We start from the raw sequence: 17,921 nt of genomic DNA, 5'->3' as shown, positions 1-17,921 counted from the left end.
CGCCGCCCACCTGCCGCGATGACCCGAATGGCGCGGTACGCGTGTTCGGATCCTGGGATGTCCGGCTCGGCGGATTACCGCGCGGGGAGCTGGGCACAACGGATGCATACCGGCTGACTGGGGGGTGCGAGGCGGGCGGATCGGGCGGCGTGCCCCGTTGCCGCGGGACTCGAGTCGATTTATCGTCCCAGCACGATTCGCGTGCAAGATCACAATATGTGAAGGGGCCGCGGCCATGGTGGCGAAGAAGACCGCCGTACAGCAGTCGGCGTCCGGCCGGTCCAGGGATGCGGCCGCTGCTTCCGAGGAAACGCCAGGTGAGAAGGGTCCCGCCGGGAAAACGGCCGACAAGGCCGAAAAAACGGCGCCGGTGAGGAAAACGGCGGAGAAGGGCACGGCCGGGAAGACGGCCGCGAGAAAGACGGCCGCGAAGAAGACGGCGGCGAAGAAGACGGCCGAAAAGAAGTCGGCCGAAAAGAGGACGGTTGAGGAGACGGCGGCCGAGAAGAAGGCGACCGCGGCGAAGAGCACGGCCAAGAAGAGCACGGCCAAGAAAGCGGGCGCGGCGCGGGCCGCGAAGCAGACGGGAGCCACGACGGTGGTTGCGAAGAAGACTCCTGGCACGGCCGCGGCGGCGCAGACCGCCGTCCCCAAGGCGCGGGTCGCCACGGCGGCCCCGGGTGAACTCGCGGTGCGCCCGGGCGAGGACCCGTGGACGCCGGAGGAGGTCGCGGAGGCGCACACGGAGCTGACGACCGAGGCGATGCGGCTGCGCACCGAGCTGGAGGCCTCCGACAGCGCCCTGGCCGGCCTGATGCGCGACTCCGGGGACGGCGCGGGCGACGACCAGGCCGACACCGGCACCAAGAACATCACGCGCGAGCACGAACTGGCCCTGGCCGCCAACGCGCGCGAGATGCTCGAACAGACCGAGCGCGCCCTCCAGAAGCTCGACGCGGGCACCTACGGCCTCTGCGAGAACTGCGGCAATCCCATCGGCAAGGCCAGGATGCAGGCCTTCCCGAGGGCCACCCTGTGCGTCGAGTGCAAGCAGAAGCAGGAACGCCGCTACTGAGCACCGGGGTCGTGCGGGGCGTGCCGTAGTCTCGTCCTCAGTCAGGCACCTAGGTTGAGGGACTCACGTGGCAGAGGCGGAGCGCATCATCGGTACGCCGGACACCCCGGACGACGGCCGCGAGGACATGGCGGACCCCGGCGTGCCCGGTGCGGGGCAGGAGCGGGCCGTGGACGAACGGCGGCCCGGCCGCGGGCGCCGGATCGCCGTGCTGTTCGCGGTGGCCGCCTTCGCGTACGCCCTCGACCTGGCCAGCAAGATGATCGTGGTCGCGAAGCTGGAGCACCACGCGCCGATCAAGGTCGTCGGCGACTGGCTGGAGCTGCACGCGATCCGCAACCCCGGCGCGGCCTTCGGCTTCGGCGGTGCCTTCACCATCATCTTCACGGTGATCGCGGCGGCCGTCATCGTCGTGATCTTCCGCCTGGCGCGCAAGCTCTACAGCTTCCCGTGGGCGGTCGCCCTCGGCCTGCTGCTCGGCGGCGCCCTCGGCAACCTGACCGACCGGATCTTCCGTTCCCCCGGGATCTTCGAGGGCCAGGTCGTGGACTTCATCGCGCCCAGGGGCTTCGCGGTGTTCAACCTGGCCGACTCGGCGATCGTCTGCGGCGGCATCCTGATCGTCCTGCTCTCCTTCCGCGGCCTGGACCCGGACGGCACCGTCCACAAGGACTGAGGGTCCGCGGGGGCTTGCGTACGGGGCCGTCGGCGCCGTCCGGCATACTCGACGGGTGAGCACGCTTCCCGAGATCCGTACCCTGCCCGTGCCCGACGGCCTGGAGGGCGAGCGCGTCGACGCCGCCATCTCCCGCATGTTCGGCTTCTCCCGTACCAAGGCGGCCGAGCTGGCCGCGGCGGGAAAGGTGCAGGTGGACGGCTCGGTGGTCGGCAAGTCCGAGCGGGTGCACGGCGGCGCCTGGCTGGAGGTCGAGATGCCGGGCGCGCCCGCGCCCGTGCAGATCGTCGCCGAGCCCGTCGAGGGCATGGAGATCGTCTACGACGACGATGACGTGGTCGTCATCGTCAAGCCGGTCGGCGTGGCCGCGCACCCCAGCCCCGGCTGGACCGGCCCGACCGTCATCGGCGGCCTCGCCGCCGCCGGCTACCGCATCTCCACCTCCGGCGCCGCCGAGCGCCAGGGCATCGTGCACCGCCTCGACGTGGGCACCTCCGGTCTGATGGTGGTCGCCAAGTCGGAGCGGGCGTACACCTCGCTCAAGCGCCAGTTCAAGGAGCGCACGGTCGACAAGCGCTACCACACGCTCGTGCAGGGCCACCCGGACCCGACCAGCGGCACCATCGACGCCCCGATCGGCCGGCACCCCCAGCACGACTACAAGTGGGCGGTCACGGCCGACGGCAAGGCCTCCGTGACCCACTACGACCTCATCGAGGCGTTCCGCGCGGCCTCCCTGCTGGACGTGAAGCTGGAGACCGGCCGCACCCACCAGATCCGCGTCCACATGGCCGCCCACCGCCACCCCTGCGTCGGCGACCTCACCTACGGCGCCGACCCGACGCTCGCCAAGCGGCTGCGCCTGACCCGCCAGTGGCTGCACGCGGTCCGCCTCGGCTTCGAGCACCCCGGGGACGGCCAGTGGGTCGAGTTCGGGAGCGACTACCCGGCCGACCTCCAGCAGGCGCTCGACCAGGTCCGTGAGGAGACCTACGGATGAGCACGCGCGCGTACGCGGTGCGGGTCGCCGAGGACCCCGCCGACCTGGAGGCGTGCTTCACGGTGCGCAAGCAGGTCTTCGTCGTCGAACAGGGCGTCCCCGAGGACGTGGAGTACGACGAGTACGACGCCACGGCCCTGCACGTCCTGGCGGTCCGCGAGGACGGCGTGCCGCTCGGCACCGGCCGTCTCCTGCACGGCGCGGTCGCCGCGGCGAAGACCGGCGGCGACCTCTCCCTCGGCTCCCTGGGCCGGCTCGCGGTCGCCGAGGCGGCCCGCGGCCTCGGGATCGGCGTGGCCCTGGTACGGGCCATCGAGGAGGCCGCACGCGCGCGTGGCCTGACCGCCGTCGACCTGCACGCGCAGACCCACGCGCTGGGCTTCTACGAGCGGCTCGGCTACGCGCCCTACGGCCCGGAGTACGAGGAGGCCGGCATCCCGCACCGGGGGATGCGCAGGGTTCTGTAGCCGGCATGGCACGCTTGAGGCCCGCCGTGTGATCGTCGATACCCGGAGCGCTGGCCGTGGATCAGTTGGCCCTGTTGTTCGTGCTGCTGCTCGGGGCCCTGGTGAGCGTCCCGGTGGGGGACCGGTTCGGACTGCCGGCGCCCGTGCTGATGACCCTGTTCGGGATCGTCCTCGCGGTGGCCGACTTCGTGCCCAACGTGAACATCCCGCCCGAGCTGATCCTGCCCGGCCTGCTGCCGCCGCTGCTCTACGCGGCCGTGCGGCGGACCTCCTGGCGGCAGTTCGCGGCCAACATCCGCCCGATCTTCCTGCTGGCGGTGGCCCTGGTCTTCGTCACCACGGTGTGCGTGGCCGTCGTCGCCAACGCGATCGTGCCCGGGCTGCCGATCGCCGCGGCCGTGGCGCTGGGCGCGCTGATCGCCCCACCGGACCCGGTCGCCGCGACCGCCGTCGCCGGGCAGCTCGGGCTGCCGCGCCGGCTGGTGTCGATCCTGGAGGGCGAGGGCCTCTTCAACGACGTCACGGCCATCGTGCTCTACCACGTGGCGATCGCCGCCGTGGTCAGCGGGACGTTCTCGCCCTGGCGGGCCGGGGCCGACTTCCTGCTGTCCGCCGTGGTCGCGCTCGTCGTGGGGCTGGTGCTCGGCTGGGGCGCGAACAAGCTGATGGACGTGCTCGGCGACGCGACCCTCCAGATCGGCCTCACCCTGATCGTCCCGTACGCCTCCTACGTCCTCGCCGAGGAACTGCACGGCTCCGGGGTGCTCGCCGTGCTCACCACGGCGCTGTTCATCGCCGAGTACGCCACCGACGCCGACGACGTGATGACCCGGCTGGCCGGATACACCTTCTGGGACATCGTCGACACGCTCGTCACCGGCGTCGCGTTCGGGCTGATCGGCCTGGAGCTGCACAACGCGATCCGCACGGCGTCCGGCCGCTGGGGCGAGCTGCTGGGCTGGGCGGCGGCGATCGTGGGCGTGGTCGTGGTGGTACGGCTGCTCTGGCTGCTGCCGGCGACCTGGCTGACCAAACGGCTGCACGCGCGCCGGGACTACGACGAGGAGATCCCGACCAGCTGGCGGGAGACCGTCGTGATGTGGTGGGCCGGGATGCGCGGGGTGGCGTCGGTGGCGCTGGCCCTGGCGATTCCCCTGAAGACCGACGACGGGTCCGCCTTCCCGGACCGGGACGAGATCGTCTTCATCGCCTTCGGCGTGATCATGGCGACGCTGGTGCTCCAGGGGCTGACCCTGCCGTGGCTGGTGAAACGGCTCGGGGTGCGGGCCGACACCGAGCGGGAGAAGGAGTTCGAGAAGGAGCTGGCGGTGCGGGCGGCCAAGGCGGCACGGCGGCGGCTGAAGGAGATCGAGCAGGTCGAGGAGTTGCCGGAGGACCTCACCGAGCAGATGCTGCGGCGGGCCTTCGAGATCGGCTTCCGGATCAGCCCCGACGTGGCGGAGGACGAGCGGCGGGAGGGGCACGACAAGCGGATGCGGCGGCTGAAGCGGCTGCGGCGGATCCAGGGGGAGATGCTCAGCGCGGCGCGGCACGAGGTGCTGGCGGCGCGCAGCGAACCGGGCGCGGACCCCGAGATCGTGGACCGCGTACTGCGCCACTTGGACGTCCGCAGCCTCAGGTGACTTCCCGCCCGCGGGGAGCCTGTCCACGGGGCCCGGACACATGACGGCGGTCATACGAACACATGGCGGTTGTGGACAGTCGGAGGCGGTGTCCGTGCCCCGCTCGTAGTCTCGGATCATGGCTCGGAACATTGTGATCAGTGGTGGAGGAACGGGGATCGGGCTCGCCGCGGCGCGGGTGTTCGCCGCGGACGGGGACCGGGTGCTGCTGCTCGGGCGGCGCAGAGAGGTGCTGGAGAAGGCCGGGGTGCCGGGGGCGGTCGGGTACGCGGCCGATCTCGCGGAGCCGGCGGACGTGCGGGGCGTGGCGCGGTTCGTCGCGGACGAGTTCGGGGCGGTCGACGTGCTCGTCCACAGCGCCGGGGGGAACGCGGCGTTCGCGCCCGACGCGGAGGCCGGTGATCCGCTCGACGCCGTCGCCCGTACCTGGAGCGGCAACTTCCGGCAGAACACGCTGACCGCCGTCCTGCTCACGGAGGCGCTGAAGAACCGGCTCGCCGACCCCGGCGGGCGGGTGCTGTTCGTCAGCTCCATCGCGGCGTTCAGAGGCTCGGGGACCGGCTCCTACGCCGCCGCCAAGTCCGCCCTGCATCCCTACGCCCACGATCTGGCCCGGCAGCTGGGGCCGCGCGGGGTCACCGTCAACGTGGTCGCGCCGGGGTATGTCGAGGACACCGACTTCTTCGGCGGCCCGGTGGAGGAGGCCCGGCGGGAGCGGCTCGTCGCCGAGACGTCGACCGGGCGGGCAGGCACCCCCGGTGACGTCGCGGCCACCCTGCACTGGCTGGCCTCCCCGGCGGCCGGACACGTCACCTCGCAGATCGTCCAGGTCAACGGCGGCGCCGAGCGCGGCCACTGAGGCGGGCGTCAGCCGCGGCCGGTGAGCGGCGGCTCGTGCACCCGGCGCGCGGCGGCGCCCTCGGCGGGGGAGGGGGCGGGCACGAGCCCGTTCGGCGGGAGCACCGCGTCGGCCGTGTTGACGCGGGGCAGGGCGTAGGGGTGCTCGGCGGTCAGCCAGGTGATCATCCGTTCGCGGACGGTCACCCGGACCTTCCAGACGTCGTCCGAGTCCTTGGCGGTCATCAGCGCCCGCACCTGGATGGTGTTCGGCGTGGCGTCGGTGACCACCAGGCCGTGGTCCCGGCCGTCCCAGGCGGCGCACTCCCGCAGGATGTCCCGGAGCTTCTCGCGCATCAGCTCGACCGGCGCCGAGTGGTCGAGGTGCCAGAAGACGATCCCGGTCATCTGCGGGGTGCCCCGCGACCAGTTCTCGAAGGGTTTGGAGGTGAAGTACGACACCGGCATGGTGATCCGGCGCTCGTCCCAGGTCCGTACCGTCAGGAAGGTGAGGGTGATCTCCTCGACCGTGCCCCACTCGCCGTCCACCACGACGGTGTCGCCGAGGCGCACCATGTCGCCGAAGGCGATCTGCAGACCCGCGAACATGTTGCTGAGCGTGGACTGGGCGGCCACACCGGCGACGATGCCGAGGACCCCGGCGGAGGCCAGCAGCGAGGCGCCGGCCGCCCGCATCGCCGGGAACGTCAGCAGCATCGCCGCCACGGCCATCACACCGACGATCGCCGCGACCACCCGCATGATCAGCGACACCTGGGTGCGCACCCGGCGGACCCGGGCCGCGTCGGTGTGGCCGCGGGCGTAGCGGCTGAACGAGGACTCGACGACCGCCGCCGCGATCCGCATCACCAGCCAGGCGGCCGACCCGATCAGCACCAGGGTGAGGAGCCGGCCGACGGCGATCCGGTGCTCCACCAGCAGTGAGGCCTGGTCGTACGAGCCTCTGAGCAGGGCCGCGCAGAGCACCAGCTGGTAGGGGACGCGGCCGCGGCGCAGCAGACCCCACAGCGGGGTCTCGCTGTGCCGTGCGTCGGCCTTGCGCAGCAGCAGGTCGGTCGCCCAGCCGATCAGCAGGGTGAGGACGACGGCGCCGCCGACCACGATCAGCGGGCGGAGTAGGTTCTCCATCTCCATGGCTCCGAACGTAACCGGATCCGTGGGGTTCTGAACATGCCGACCGGTGAGAAGGCCGTCACGGTGCCGTGTGCGGGGGCTGGCACCATGGGCGCATGAACATCATGCTTTTTCATTCGACCTACGGTCTCCGGCCGGCGGTGCGCGAGGCCGCGGACCGGCTGCGCGGAGCCGGGCACGAGGTGTGGACGCCGGACCTCTTCGAGGGACGCACGTTCGACACGGTCGAGGAGGGCATGCGGTTCAACGAGGAGACCGGCAAGGACGAGCTGCTGAAGCGGGCCGTGCTGGCGGCGGCGCCCTACTCGGAGCGCGGTCTGGTGTACGCGGGGTTCTCGCTGGGCGCGTCGGTCGCCCAGACGCTGGCGCTGGGCGACGAGCGGGCGCGCGGGCTGCTGCTCCTGCACGGCACGTCGGACATCGCGCCGAACGCCTCGGTGGACGAGCTGCCGGTGCAGCTGCACGTGGCCGAGCCGGACGCCTTCGAGACGGACGACTGGCTGAGCGCCTGGTACCTGCAGATGGGCAGGGCGGGTGCCGACGTGGAGGTCTACCGGTACCCGGGCGCCGGGCACCTGTACACCGACCCGGGCCTGCCGGACTACGACGAGGAGGCGGCCGAGGCCACCTGGCGGGTGGCGCTCGGCTTCCTCGGCTCGCTGTAGGCGCGGGTCACACCGGGTCGTAGGCGCGCTCGACCTTCTGGGTGCCGCTGCGGGTGCGGTACGAACGCTCCCAGGACGAGGTGGCGTCGGCCTTCGTCTTGTCGGAGAGGACGTAGTAGTCCATCTGCGCCCGCGCGGCGGTGATGTCCAGGACGCCGTAGCCGTGGCGGTCGGTGTCGACCCAGTGGACGTGCCGGTTGGCCAGCTGGATGACCGGCGCGGCCACGGTGGAGACGACGCCCGGGGAGACCTTGAGGAGGTCGTCCAGGTTGTCGGAGGTCACCGAGGTGACGACGAACTCCGTGGCGGCCGAGGCGGACAGCGGGTAGGTGCCGGCGTCCACCGGTACGTCGTTGGCCCAGGCCATGTGGATGTCGCCGGTCAGGAACACCGTGTTGCCGATCGCGTTGGAGCGCAGGTGGGCCAGCAGCTCCCGGCGGTCGTCGGTGTAGCCGTCCCACTGGTCGGTGTTGAGGGCGAGGCCCTCCTGGGGGAGGCCGAGCAGCTTGGCGAGCGGCTTCAGCAGGTCGGCGGAGAGCGAGCCGACGGCGAACGGCGCGATCATCACCGAGTTGCCGACCAGCCGCCAGGTGGTGTCGGAGGCCTTGAGACCGGCCTTCAGCCAGTCGAGCTGGGCGCGGCCGGTGATGGTGCGGTCGGGGTCGTCGACCGAGCCGCTGCCGGTGGAGACCTGCTGTGAGCGGAAGGAGCGCAGGTCGAGCAGGGAGAGGTCGGCGAGCTTGCCGAAGCGCAGCCGGCGGTAGGTGGTGCCGGCGACGGCCGGGCGGACCGGCATCCACTCGAAGTAGGCCTGCCTGGCGGCCGCCTGACGGGCCGTCCAGGTGCCTTCGGTGCCCTCGGTGTGGTTCTCGGCGCCGCCGGACCAGGAGTCGTTGGCGAACTCGTGGTCGTCCCAGATGGCCACGACCGGCGCCTTGGCGTGCAGGGCCTGGAGGTCGGCGTCGGTCTTGTACCTGCCGTGCCGGGTGCGGTAGTCGGCGAGGGTGATGATCTCGTGGGCGGGCGCGTGCTCCCGGACCACGGTGTCCCGGGTGCCGTACTCGCCGGTGCCGTACTCGTAGATGTAGTCGCCCAGGTGCAGCCACGCGTCGAGGTCGCCGCGGGCAGCCAGGTGGCGGTAGGAGGCGAAGTGGCCGGCCTCCCAGTTGGCGCAGGAGACCACGCCGAAGCGCAGGCCGGAGACGGTGGCGTCGGCCGCCGGCGCGGTGCGGGTGCGCGCCACCGGGGAGTCCGTGCCGCCGGCCGAGAAGCGGAACCAGTAGTCGGTGGCCGGGGCGAGGCCGCGGATGTCGGCCTTGACGGTGTGGTCGGAGTCGGCGCCCGCGGTGGCGGAGCCCCGCGAGACGACGTTCGTGAGCGCCTTGTCGGTGGCGACGGTCCAGCTGACCTCGGTGTCGGGCCCGAGGCCGGAGCCGGGCACCGCGTCGGCGGCCGGGGTCACCCGGGTCCACAGCAGGACACCGTCGGGCAGCGGGTCGCCGGAGGCGACGCCGTGCAGGAAGGCGGGGGTGTCGGAGGCGGCCCGGGCCGGCAGGGCGGCGGCGAGCGGAGCGGCCAGGACGGCGGTCGCCGCCGCGGCCTTGACGACCGTACGGCGGCGGGGGGCGAGGGAGGCGGCACCCTCGGACGGCTGTGCTGATCTTCTTCGACTGGTCACGTCCGAGTAGGTTACTGACCGGTATGACCAAGAGCAGGCGAACCGGGGAAAGTTCGCCTGCTCTTCACGCGGAGCTGGAAATTCCGCCTGGCGTCAGGCCTTGAGGGCCGCGTCCACCAGGGAGGTGAAGTCCGCGACCGTCATCGGCGGGTTGCCGCTGGAGTCGGTCGTCAGCATCTTGCCGTCCATGACGAAGCTCGGGGTGCCCGTCACGCCGTCCTTGTTGGTGTCGAACGTCTTCGACATGGCCAGCGCCCAGGCGTCGTACTTGCCGGACTTGACCGCGGCCTGGAAGGTCTTGTTGCCCTTCAGCGCCGGGACGGTGTCGGCGACCTTGATCAGGTAGTCGTCGTTCTTGAACTTGTCGTCCGACTCGTCCGGGTGCCACTTCTTCGAGTACAGCGCGGTCTTGTACTCGAGGAACGCCTCGTCGCTGACGTTCAGCGCGGCGCCCATGGCGCTCATCGCGCTCTTGGAGCCCTCGCCGTTGGTGCCGATCTTGCCCTTGCCCAGCGAGTCGCCGTCCAGGAACGTGCCGCCGATGTACTGGATCTTGAACTTGCCGTCGTCGATGTCCTTCTTCACGGTCGAACCGACGGTCTGCTCGAACTGGGCGCAGATCGGGCAGCGCGGGTCCTCGTAGACCTTCAGGGTCTTCGCGGCCGTGCTCTTGCCGATCACGACCGTGGTCCCGTCGGTGCCCGTGGTGTGGGCCGGGGCGACGACCTTGGCGTCCTTCTCGGCCTCCCAGTAGCCGGGCTTGTTGGCCTGGACGACGGCGTAGCCTATGCCGCCCGCCGCGGCCAGCACGGCCACGACCGAGCAGGCCACGACGACCTGCCGCTTGACCTTGGCGCGCCTGGCCTGCTTCTCGCGCTCGATGCGCAGCCGCTCCCGGGCCGCGTTCTTGGCCGCCGCGCTGTTCCGCTTGCTCATGTTGGTGATCTCCAAAGGGGACGCGCACATGTCGTACGCGGGATACGTGTGGGGGACTCGTCGTGCTCGGACGAGGGGCGTGCTCGGGGAGAGGGGTGCTCAGCCGAAGGACGGGGCGAGCGCCCGGGAGCACGGCGGTCCACGCCGTCCCAGGGAGTGCACGAGGACCAGGTCACGGGCGGCGGCCGTGCGCGGCGCCGGACGCGGCAGCCGTCGTACCGGAGCCAGCCGGACCGTGCCCGCGGCGACCGCGAGCAGCAGCGGGCGGAAGGTGGTGGCGGCGACCGCGCGCAGCAGCTGGGCCAGGGCGCGCTCGCCGCGGCGCAGCCAGGCGGCGGCCAGCAGGCCCACGCCGACGTGCGCGGCGAGCAGCAGCCAGGAGGCGGCCGGGTCGGCGTGCGCGAGCGCCACGGAGGCGCGGGAACCGCCGGCCATCCGGGCCAGCGGGGTGCCCACCGCACCGCCGTGGCACAGCACGTCGAGGCCGACCGCGCGCAGCGGGCCCGCGATCGGGCCGCCCGCCCGGCCGTAGCAGGCGTGCTGGCCCGCGGTGAAGACCGTGTCGGCGGCCAGCTCCAGCGGGATCAGCAGGGCCGCGATCCGGCCGAAGCCGCGCTCGCGGCCCGCCAGCGCGTACGCCGTGACGAACACGCCGGCGGCGACCGCGGCCACCGTCGTGAACGGCAGCGGGACCTGGGACAGCAGCACGTGCGACGCGGTGCTGAGCGTCACGACGAAGGCCGTGAACAGCGCCGCGCGCACGGCTCTGAGCGGGGTCCCGGATATGTCCATAGCGGTGGAGAGTCTGTCACGTACTCATGTAGGGGACCCCTAAAAGGGCCCTGTGAATCCGCGAAGGTTACAGCCCTGGGATGCGGCCGTTGCGGAAGAGGTCGACGAAGATCTGGTGGTCCGCACGCGCGCGTGCGCCGTAGGCGTGCGCGAACTCGGTGAGCACGCCCGCGAAGCCGTCCTCGTCCGCCGCGATGGCCGCGTCGATGGCCCGTTCGGTGGAGAACGGCACCAGGGACTCGCCGGACTGGTCGTCGGCCGCCGAGTGCATCGACGCCGTGGCCCGCCCGAGGTCCGCGACCACCGCCGCGATCTCGTCCGGGTCGTCGATGTCGCTCCAGTCCAGGTCCACCGCGTACGGCGACACCTCGGCCACCAGCTGCCCCGCGCCGTCCAGCTCGGTCCAGCCCAGCCACGGGTCGGCGTGCGCCTGGAGCGCGCGCTGGGAGATCACCGTGCGGTGGCCCTCGTGCCGGAAGTAGTCCCGGATCGCCGGGTCCGTGATGTGCCGGGAGACGGCCGGGGTCTGGGCCTGCTTGATGTAGATCACCACGTCGTTCTCCAGGGCGTCCGTGGAGCCCTCCAGGAGGATGTTGTACGACGGCAGCCCCGCCGACCCGATGCCGATGCCCCGGCGGCCGACGACGTCCTTCACGCGGTAGGAGTCCGGGTGGGACAGGGACGCCTCCGGAAGCGTCTCCAGGTAGCCGTCGAAGGCCGCGAGGACCTTGTAGCGGGTGGCGGCGTCCAGCTCGATCGAACCGCCGCCGGAGGCGAAGCGGCGCTCGTAGTCGCGGATCTCCGTCATCGAGTCCAGCAGCTCGAAGCGGGTCAGCGAGCGGGCCGCGCGCAGCGCGCCGAGCAGCGGGCCCTCGGCGGTGTCCAGGGTGAACGGCGGCACCTCGTCGCTCTTGGCCCCGGTCGCCAGCGCGTGGATCCGCTCCCGGTACGCCTCCGCGTACACCTCGACCAGCTCGGTGATCTGCTCGTCGCTCAGCGCCTTCGCGTACCCGATCAGCGCGATGGAGGCGGAGAAGCGCTTCAGGTCCCAGGTGAAGGGGCCGACGTACGCCTCGTCGAAGTCGTTGACGTTGAAGACCAGGCGGCCGTTGGAGTCCATGTACGTGCCGAAGTTCTCCGCGTGCAGGTCGCCGTGGATCCACACGCGCGAGGTGCGCTCGTCCAGGTAAGGACCGCCGCGCTTCTCGGCGGCGAGGTCGTGGCAGAAGAGCGCCGCCGTGCCCCGGTAGAAGGCGAAGGCCGAGGCCGCCATCTTCCGGAACTTCACGCGGAACGCGGCCGGGTCGGCGGCCAGGAGCTCGCCGAAGGCGGTGTCGAAGACGGTGAGGATCTCCTCGCCGCGCTGCTCGTCGTTGAGCTGGGGGACCGGCATCGCTGGGTGCCTCCTGGTGCGGATGGTGCCTGATGGTGGGGCGGATCTCTCCTTCGGACCAACGCGCGGGGGTCCGGCGGAGTGCCCGTACTCCTTGCCCGAAGGTACGCGGGCCCGCCCGCCGGGTGTCAGTCCCAGGGCATAGGATTCGACGCTGTCCCCCAGACTGTCCGCAGTCGGTCCGCAGCCGGTCGGAAGATCGTCGACGCCTGTTTCCTTCGGAGGCCGAAACCGTGTCAAAGCCGCCCTTCACGCACCTGCACGTCCACACCCAGTACTCGCTGCTGGACGGTGCCGCGCGGCTCAAGGACATGTTCAACGCCTGCAACGAGATGGGCATGACGCACATCGCCATGTCCGACCACGGCAACCTGCACGGGGCGTACGACTTCTTCCACACCGCGAAGAAGGCCGGGGTCACCCCGATCATCGGGATCGAGGCGTACGTCGCCCCCGAGTCCCGGCGCAACAAGCGCAAGATCCAGTGGGGCCAGCCGCACCAGAAGCGGGACGACGTCTCCGGTTCCGGCGGTTACACCCACAAGACGATGTGGGCCGTGAACAGCACGGGCCTGCACAACCTCTTCCGGCTCTCCTCGGACGCGTACGCCGAGGGCTGGCTCCAGAAGTGGCCCCGGATGGACAAGGAGACCATCTCCCAGTGGTCCGAGGGGATCGTGGCCTCCACCGGCTGCCCCTCCGGCGAGCTCCAGACCCGGCTGCGCCTCGGCCAGTACGACGAGGCACTGAAGGCGGCCGCCGACTACCAGGACATCTTCGGCAAGGACCGCTACTTCCTGGAGCTCATGGACCACGGCATCGAGATCGAGCACCGGGTCCGCGACGGCCTCCTGGAGATCGGCAAGAAGCTCGGCATCCCGCCGCTGGTGACGAACGACTCGCACTACACCTACGCGCACGAGGCGACCGCCCACGACGCCCTGCTGTGCATCCAGACCGGCAAGAACCTCTCCGACCCGGACCGCTTCAAGTTCGACGGCACCGGCTACTACCTGAAGTCCACCGACGAGATGTACGCCGTGGACTCCTCGGACGCCTGGCAGGAGGGCTGCGCCAACACCCTCCTGGTCGCCGAGATGGTCGACACCACCGGCATGTTCGAGGCCAAGAACCTCATGCCGAAGTTCGACATCCCCGACGGCTTCACCGAGGTCACCTGGTTCAAGGAGGAGGTCCGTCTGGGCATGGACCGCCGCTTCCCCGGCGGTGTCCCGGACGACCGGCAGAAGCAGGTCGAGTACGAGATGGACGTCATCATCCAGATGGGGTTCCCGGGCTACTTCCTCGTGGTCGCCGACTTCATCATGTGGGCCAAGAAGAACGGCATCGCGGTCGGCCCCGGCCGTGGCTCCGCGGCCGGCTCGATCGTCGCCTACGCCATGGGCATCACCGACCTCGACCCGATCCCGCACGGCCTGATCTTCGAGCGGTTCCTCAACCCCGAGCGCGTCTCCATGCCCGATGTCGACATCGACTTCGACGAGCGCCGGCGCGTCGAGGTGATCCGGTACGTGACGGAGAAGTACGGCGCCGACAAGGTCGCCATGATCGGCACCTACGGCAAGATCAAGGCCAAGAACGCGATCAAGGACTCCGCGCGCGTGCTGGGCTACCCGTACGCGATGGGCGACCGCCTCACCAAGGCCATGCCCGCCGACGTCCTCGGCAAGGGCATCGACCTCGACGGCATCACCAACCCCTCGCACCCGCGCTACAACGAGGCCGGCGAGATCCGCGGGATGTACGAGAACGAGCCGGACGTCAAGAAGGTCATCGACACCGCGAAGGGCGTCGAGGGCCTGGTGCGGCAGATGGGTGTGCACGCCGCCGGCGTGATCATGTCGAGTGAGCCCATCGTCGACCACGCCCCGATCTGGGTGCGGCACACGGACGGCGTGACCATCACGCAGTGGGACTACCCGCAGTGCGAGTCGCTCGGCCTGCTGAAGATGGACTTCCTCGGCCTGCGCAACCTGACGATCATGGACGACGCCGTCAAGATGGTGAAGTCCAACAAGGGCATCGACCTCGACCTGCTGGCCCTGCCGCTGGACGACCCGAAGACCTTCGAACTCCTCCAGCGCGGCGACACCCTGGGCGTCTTCCAGTTCGACGGCGGCCCCATGCGCTCGCTGCTGCGTCTGATGAAGCCCGACAACTTCGAGGACATCTCCGCCGTCTCCGCGCTCTACCGTCCGGGCCCGATGGGCATGGACTCGCACACCAACTACGCGCTGCGCAAGAACAAGCTCCAGGAGATCACCCCGATCCACAAGGAGCTGGAGGAGCCCCTGGAAGAGGTCCTGGCCGTCACCTACGGCCTGATCGTCTACCAGGAGCAGGTCCAGAAGGCCGCCCAGATCATCGCCGGGTACTCGCTCGGCGAGGCCGACATCCTGCGCCGCGTGATGGGCAAGAAGAAGCCCGACGAACTGGCCAAGAACTTCACCATCTTCCAGGCCGGCGCCCAGAAGAACGGCTACAGCGACGAGGCGATCCAGGCCCTGTGGGACGTGCTGGTGCCCTTCGCCGGCTACGCCTTCAACAAGGCGCACTCCGCCGCGTACGGCCTGGTCTCGTACTGGACCGCGTACCTGAAGGCGAACCACCCCGCCGAGTACATGGCCGGGCTGCTCACCTCGGTCAAGGACGACAAGGACAAGTCGGCCGTCTACCTCAACGAGTGCCGCCGCATGGGCATCAAGGTGCTCCCGCCGAACGTCAACGAGTCGGTGCACAACTTCGCGGCCCAGGGCGACGACGTGATCCTGTTCGGCCTGGAGGCCGTGCGCAACGTCGGCACCAACGTGGTCGAGTCGATCATCAGGAGCCGCAAGGCCAAGGGCAAGTACGCCTCCTTCCCCGACTACCTCGACAAGGTCGAGGCGGTCGCGTGCAACAAGCGCACCACGGAGTCCCTGATCAAGGCCGGCGCCTTCGACACCATGGGGCACACCCGCAAGGGCCTCACCGCCCAGTACGAACCCATGATCGACAACGTGGTCGCGGTCAAGCGCAAGGAGGCCGAGGGCCAGTTCGACCTCTTCGGCGGGATGGGCGAGGAGGAGAACAGCGAGCCGGGCTTCGGACTGGACGTCGAGTTCACCACCGACGAGTGGGAGAAGACCTATCTGCTCGCCCAGGAGCGGGAGATGCTCGGTCTCTACGTCTCCGACCACCCGCTCTTCGGCCTGGAGCACGTGCTCTCCGACAAGGCCGACGCGGGTATCGCCCAGCTGACCGGCGGTGAGCACGCGGACGGCGCGGTGGTCACCATCGGCGGCATCATCTCGGGCCTCCAGCGCAAGATGACCAAGCAGGGCAACGCCTGGGCCATCGCCACCGTGGAGGACCTCGCCGGCTCCATCGAGTGCATGTTCTTCCCGGCGACCTACCAGCTGATCTCGACCCAACTCGTCGAGGACGCGGTGGTGTTCGTCAAGGGCCGCCTCGACAAGCGCGAGGACGTGCCCCGGCTGGTCGCCATGGAACTGGCGGTCCCGGACCTCTCCAACGCCGGCACCAACGCGCCCGTGATCCTCACCATCCCCGCCACCCGGGTCACCCCGCCGATGGTCAGCCGCCTCGGCGAGATCCTCAGCCACCACAAGGGCGAGAGCGAGGTCCGGATCAAGCTCCAGGGCCCGACCAGGACCACCGTGCTGCGTCTGGACCGGCACCGGGTCAAGCCCGACCCGGCCCTGTTCGGCGACCTGAAGGTGCTGCTCGGCCCGTCCTGCCTGGCCGGATGAGGCCGGTCCCGGCCGGCTGAGCCGTGAGCGCGCGGAAGGGGCGCACCCGCATCGGGTGCGCCCCTCCCGCGTGTCCGGGCCTCAAGGCCCGGTGGGACCGGGTGAGTCCGCTCAGTTGTGGCCGAAGCGCTTCTGCTGCTTACGAGCAACATCCGCCGGGCTGCCCTGGATGTGCGACACCGGGGAGTCGTGGGACTCCGTCGACGTGCGCTGCGCGTGCTCGTGGGCCTGCTCGGCCTGGGACGCGCGGTTCTGCGAGCCACCCTGCTTGCGGTTCTTGTTCTTGGCCATGGTGATCTGCCTCCTGTGGGGATCTAGGGGCCGAATTCAGATTCACATAGGCTGACAACAGACGCATTTCGGATAATTACCGTCCGTAACAGGGCTTCTCGGAGGGCAAGGTCCCGAAACGCCACGCCGAAGATCGAGTTCGGGCCGTTAACCCCCGTGCGGTCGGGCAGACTCGAAGGAAGCCCAGAAGCAAACCTCCCGGAAAGAGGGTGAGTCGCGTGGACCGCTGCATCGTCCTGGTGGACGCCGGGTATCTGCTGGGTGCCGCCGCCAGTCTCCTCGCCGGTGAGCCCTCCCGGTCCCGGATCACCGTCGATCACGCCGCGCTGATCCAGGCGCTGCGCGACCGCGCGGAATCGGACACCGAGCGCCCGCTGCTGCGCATCTACTGGTTCGACGGCGCCCCCGACCGCGTCCCCCAGCCGGAGCACCGCCGGCTGCGGGTGATGCCCCGGGTGACCGTCCGGCTGGGCGCCCTGACCCGCAGCGACGGACGCTGGGCGCAGAAGGGCGTGGACGCGGCCATGCACGCCGAGCTGACCGAGCTGGCCCGCAACCGCGCCTGCTCCGACATCGTGCTGGTGACCGGCGACGGGGATCTGCTGCCGGGCATGATGGCCGCGAAGGAGCACGGGGTCGCCGTACACCTGTGGGCCGTGCAGGCGGCCGACGGGGACTACAACCAGTCCGAGGACCTGGTCGCCGAGGCCGACGAGCGGCGGGTCCTCGACCGCGCGTGGATCACCCAGGCGGTACGGGCGAAGGAGCTGACGGGTGTCTGCGCGCCGCCGCCGGTGCCGCGCCCGGAGATCGCGGCGATCCTCTCGGCGCCGCTGCCCGAGTCGGCGCCGGCCGCCGCGCCCGAGCCGGGCGCCGAGGAGGCCGAGCGGGCGCCCGCGGCCGGCGCGGCCGAGAACGGGACGCAGGAGCGGCTCCCGGCGCCGAAGGGGGTGCCCACGCCGAAGGACCTCGCCGCGCTGCGGGCGCCCGGGGCGCAGCCGGTGCAGCACCCCGCCACCACGGCCACGCTGCGCTGGTCCTCCGACAAGGGCTGGGTGGACCGGCCCGGGGCGGTGACGGAGCCCGCCGAGGCGGTCTCCATGCCGACGCTGGCGCAGCTCACGACGGCGGAGCAGCGCTGGGCCGACCGGGAGGAGGACATCACCACGGTCGGCGGCGATCCGTACGAGGTCGGGCAGGTGTTCGCGCGGCGGTGGATCTCCCGGCTCGGGGACCAGAGCCGGCTGCAGAAGGTGTCGGGGATGTACCCGCGGATCCCGCACCGGATCGACGGCGAGCTGCTGCGCTACGCGGCCCGCTTCGGGCTGCTGGCGCACAAGGACGACCAGATCGACGAGCACGACCGCTACGCCATTCGGGCGGGGTTCTGGCGGGAGTTCGACGTTCCGGCCGGGGCCGGGGAGCACGCGTCGGCGGGGGAGTAGCGGACGGCCGGCGGCGGGACGGCGCGTCGGCGGGTGCGGCCCGGCGGAGGCCGGTCGCGCCCACGCGGCGGAGCCGCACCGTGCCGCGGCCCCGT

General features: G+C 70.9%; 15 protein-coding genes. 9 read left to right on the top strand and 6 right to left on the bottom strand.

The genetic code is table 11. The features are described from left to right. Positions 1–235 precede the first annotated feature (235 nt). From ACZ619_RS04540 to ACZ619_RS04515, 6 genes are all read left to right on the top strand, one after another. Complete coding sequence (locus ACZ619_RS04540; protein WP_469594012.1) at positions 236–1,075, top strand: TraR/DksA family transcriptional regulator; 840 nt, start codon at positions 236–238, stop codon at positions 1,073–1,075. A gap of 67 nt (positions 1,076–1,142) precedes the next feature. Then, complete coding sequence (gene lspA, locus ACZ619_RS04535; RefSeq protein WP_469594009.1) at positions 1,143–1,751, top strand: signal peptidase II; 609 nt, start codon at positions 1,143–1,145, stop codon at positions 1,749–1,751. Positions 1,752–1,806: 55 nt separating this feature from the next. Next, positions 1,807–2,751, top strand: coding sequence for an RluA family pseudouridine synthase (locus tag ACZ619_RS04530; protein ID WP_469594006.1), 945 nt, complete (start codon positions 1,807–1,809; stop codon positions 2,749–2,751). Next, positions 2,748–3,218, top strand: coding sequence for a GNAT family N-acetyltransferase (locus ACZ619_RS04525; RefSeq protein WP_469594003.1), 471 nt, complete (start codon positions 2,748–2,750; stop codon positions 3,216–3,218). The genes ACZ619_RS04530 and ACZ619_RS04525 overlap by 4 nt, the downstream gene beginning before the upstream one ends. 56 nt (positions 3,219–3,274) lie before the next feature. Beyond that, positions 3,275–4,861, top strand: a complete 1,587-nt coding sequence (locus ACZ619_RS04520; RefSeq protein WP_469594000.1) for a Na+/H+ antiporter — start codon at positions 3,275–3,277, stop codon at positions 4,859–4,861. 118 nt (positions 4,862–4,979) lie between these two features. Beyond that, a complete protein-coding gene (locus tag ACZ619_RS04515) occupies positions 4,980–5,720 on the top strand; it encodes an SDR family NAD(P)-dependent oxidoreductase (RefSeq protein ID WP_469593997.1) in 741 nt (246 codons plus the stop codon). 8 nt (positions 5,721–5,728) lie between these two features. Here the strand turns inward: ACZ619_RS04515 and ACZ619_RS04510 are convergent, their stop codons facing one another. After that, a complete protein-coding gene (locus ACZ619_RS04510) occupies positions 5,729–6,847 on the bottom strand; it encodes a mechanosensitive ion channel family protein (RefSeq protein WP_469594503.1) in 1,119 nt (372 codons plus the stop codon). A 101-nt stretch (positions 6,848–6,948) separates the two neighbouring features. On the opposite strand from ACZ619_RS04510, the gene ACZ619_RS04505 reads away from it, so the two are divergent. Next, on the top strand, positions 6,949–7,518 hold the full coding sequence (locus ACZ619_RS04505) for a dienelactone hydrolase family protein (RefSeq protein WP_469593994.1): 570 nt from the start codon (positions 6,949–6,951) through the stop codon (positions 7,516–7,518). 7 nt (positions 7,519–7,525) lie between these two features. On the opposite strand, the gene ACZ619_RS04500 is transcribed toward ACZ619_RS04505, so the two are convergent. The 4 genes from ACZ619_RS04500 to ACZ619_RS04485 all read right to left on the bottom strand — a co-directional run bounded on the left by ACZ619_RS04500 (position 7,526) and on the right by ACZ619_RS04485 (position 12,317). Next, positions 7,526–9,196, bottom strand: a complete 1,671-nt coding sequence (locus tag ACZ619_RS04500) for an alkaline phosphatase D family protein (protein ID WP_469593991.1) — start codon at positions 9,194–9,196, stop codon at positions 7,526–7,528. A gap of 93 nt (positions 9,197–9,289) precedes the next feature. Further along, positions 9,290–10,132 carry a thioredoxin domain-containing protein gene (locus ACZ619_RS04495; protein WP_469593988.1) on the bottom strand — a complete coding sequence of 281 codons (843 nt, stop codon included), beginning with the start codon at positions 10,130–10,132 and terminating at the stop codon, positions 9,290–9,292. Between the two features lie 99 nt (positions 10,133–10,231). After that, complete coding sequence (locus ACZ619_RS04490; RefSeq protein ID WP_469593985.1) at positions 10,232–10,924, bottom strand: hypothetical protein; 693 nt, start codon at positions 10,922–10,924, stop codon at positions 10,232–10,234. 67 nt (positions 10,925–10,991) lie between these two features. Continuing rightward, positions 10,992–12,317, bottom strand: coding sequence for a DUF2252 domain-containing protein (locus ACZ619_RS04485; RefSeq protein WP_469593982.1), 1,326 nt, complete (start codon positions 12,315–12,317; stop codon positions 10,992–10,994). A gap of 233 nt (positions 12,318–12,550) precedes the next feature. On the opposite strand from ACZ619_RS04485, the gene dnaE reads away from it, so the two are divergent. Next, positions 12,551–16,090, top strand: a complete 3,540-nt coding sequence (dnaE, locus tag ACZ619_RS04480; protein WP_469593980.1) for a DNA polymerase III subunit alpha — start codon at positions 12,551–12,553, stop codon at positions 16,088–16,090. A gap of 111 nt (positions 16,091–16,201) precedes the next feature. Here the strand turns inward: dnaE and ACZ619_RS04475 are convergent, their stop codons facing one another. Next, the gene (locus ACZ619_RS04475) at positions 16,202–16,381 is read right to left on the bottom strand and encodes a hypothetical protein (RefSeq protein WP_046729551.1); all 180 of its coding nucleotides are present in this window, start codon (positions 16,379–16,381) and stop codon (positions 16,202–16,204) included. A 218-nt stretch (positions 16,382–16,599) separates the two neighbouring features. On the opposite strand from ACZ619_RS04475, the gene ACZ619_RS04470 reads away from it, so the two are divergent. Continuing rightward, the gene (locus ACZ619_RS04470) at positions 16,600–17,826 is read left to right on the top strand and encodes an NYN domain-containing protein (protein ID WP_469593976.1); all 1,227 of its coding nucleotides are present in this window, start codon (positions 16,600–16,602) and stop codon (positions 17,824–17,826) included. Positions 17,827–17,921 lie beyond the last annotated feature (95 nt).

It is taken from the genome of Streptomyces sp. NPDC104367 (assembly GCF_055583825.1).
This window is presented reverse-complemented; position numbering and strand designations above follow the sequence as displayed.

Excerpts from the sequence above, each read along its gene's own strand:
- ACZ619_RS04540 (WP_469594012.1), top strand. The coding sequence starts at position 236 with ATGGTGGCGAAGAAGACCGCCGTACAGCAGTCGGCGTCCGGCCGGTCC.
- ACZ619_RS04525 (WP_469594003.1), top strand. The coding sequence starts at position 2,748 with ATGAGCACGCGCGCGTACGCGGTGCGGGTCGCCGAGGACCCCGCCGAC.
- ACZ619_RS04515 (WP_469593997.1), top strand. The coding sequence starts at position 4,980 with ATGGCTCGGAACATTGTGATCAGTGGTGGAGGAACGGGGATCGGGCTC.
- ACZ619_RS04510 (WP_469594503.1), bottom strand. The coding sequence starts at position 6,847 with ATGGAGAACCTACTCCGCCCGCTGATCGTGGTCGGCGGCGCCGTCGTC.
- ACZ619_RS04505 (WP_469593994.1), top strand. The coding sequence starts at position 6,949 with ATGAACATCATGCTTTTTCATTCGACCTACGGTCTCCGGCCGGCGGTG.
- ACZ619_RS04495 (WP_469593988.1), bottom strand. The coding sequence starts at position 10,132 with ATGAGCAAGCGGAACAGCGCGGCGGCCAAGAACGCGGCCCGGGAGCGG.
- ACZ619_RS04490 (WP_469593985.1), bottom strand. The coding sequence starts at position 10,924 with ATGGACATATCCGGGACCCCGCTCAGAGCCGTGCGCGCGGCGCTGTTC.
- ACZ619_RS04485 (WP_469593982.1), bottom strand. The coding sequence starts at position 12,317 with ATGCCGGTCCCCCAGCTCAACGACGAGCAGCGCGGCGAGGAGATCCTC.
- ACZ619_RS04475 (WP_046729551.1), bottom strand. The coding sequence starts at position 16,381 with ATGGCCAAGAACAAGAACCGCAAGCAGGGTGGCTCGCAGAACCGCGCG.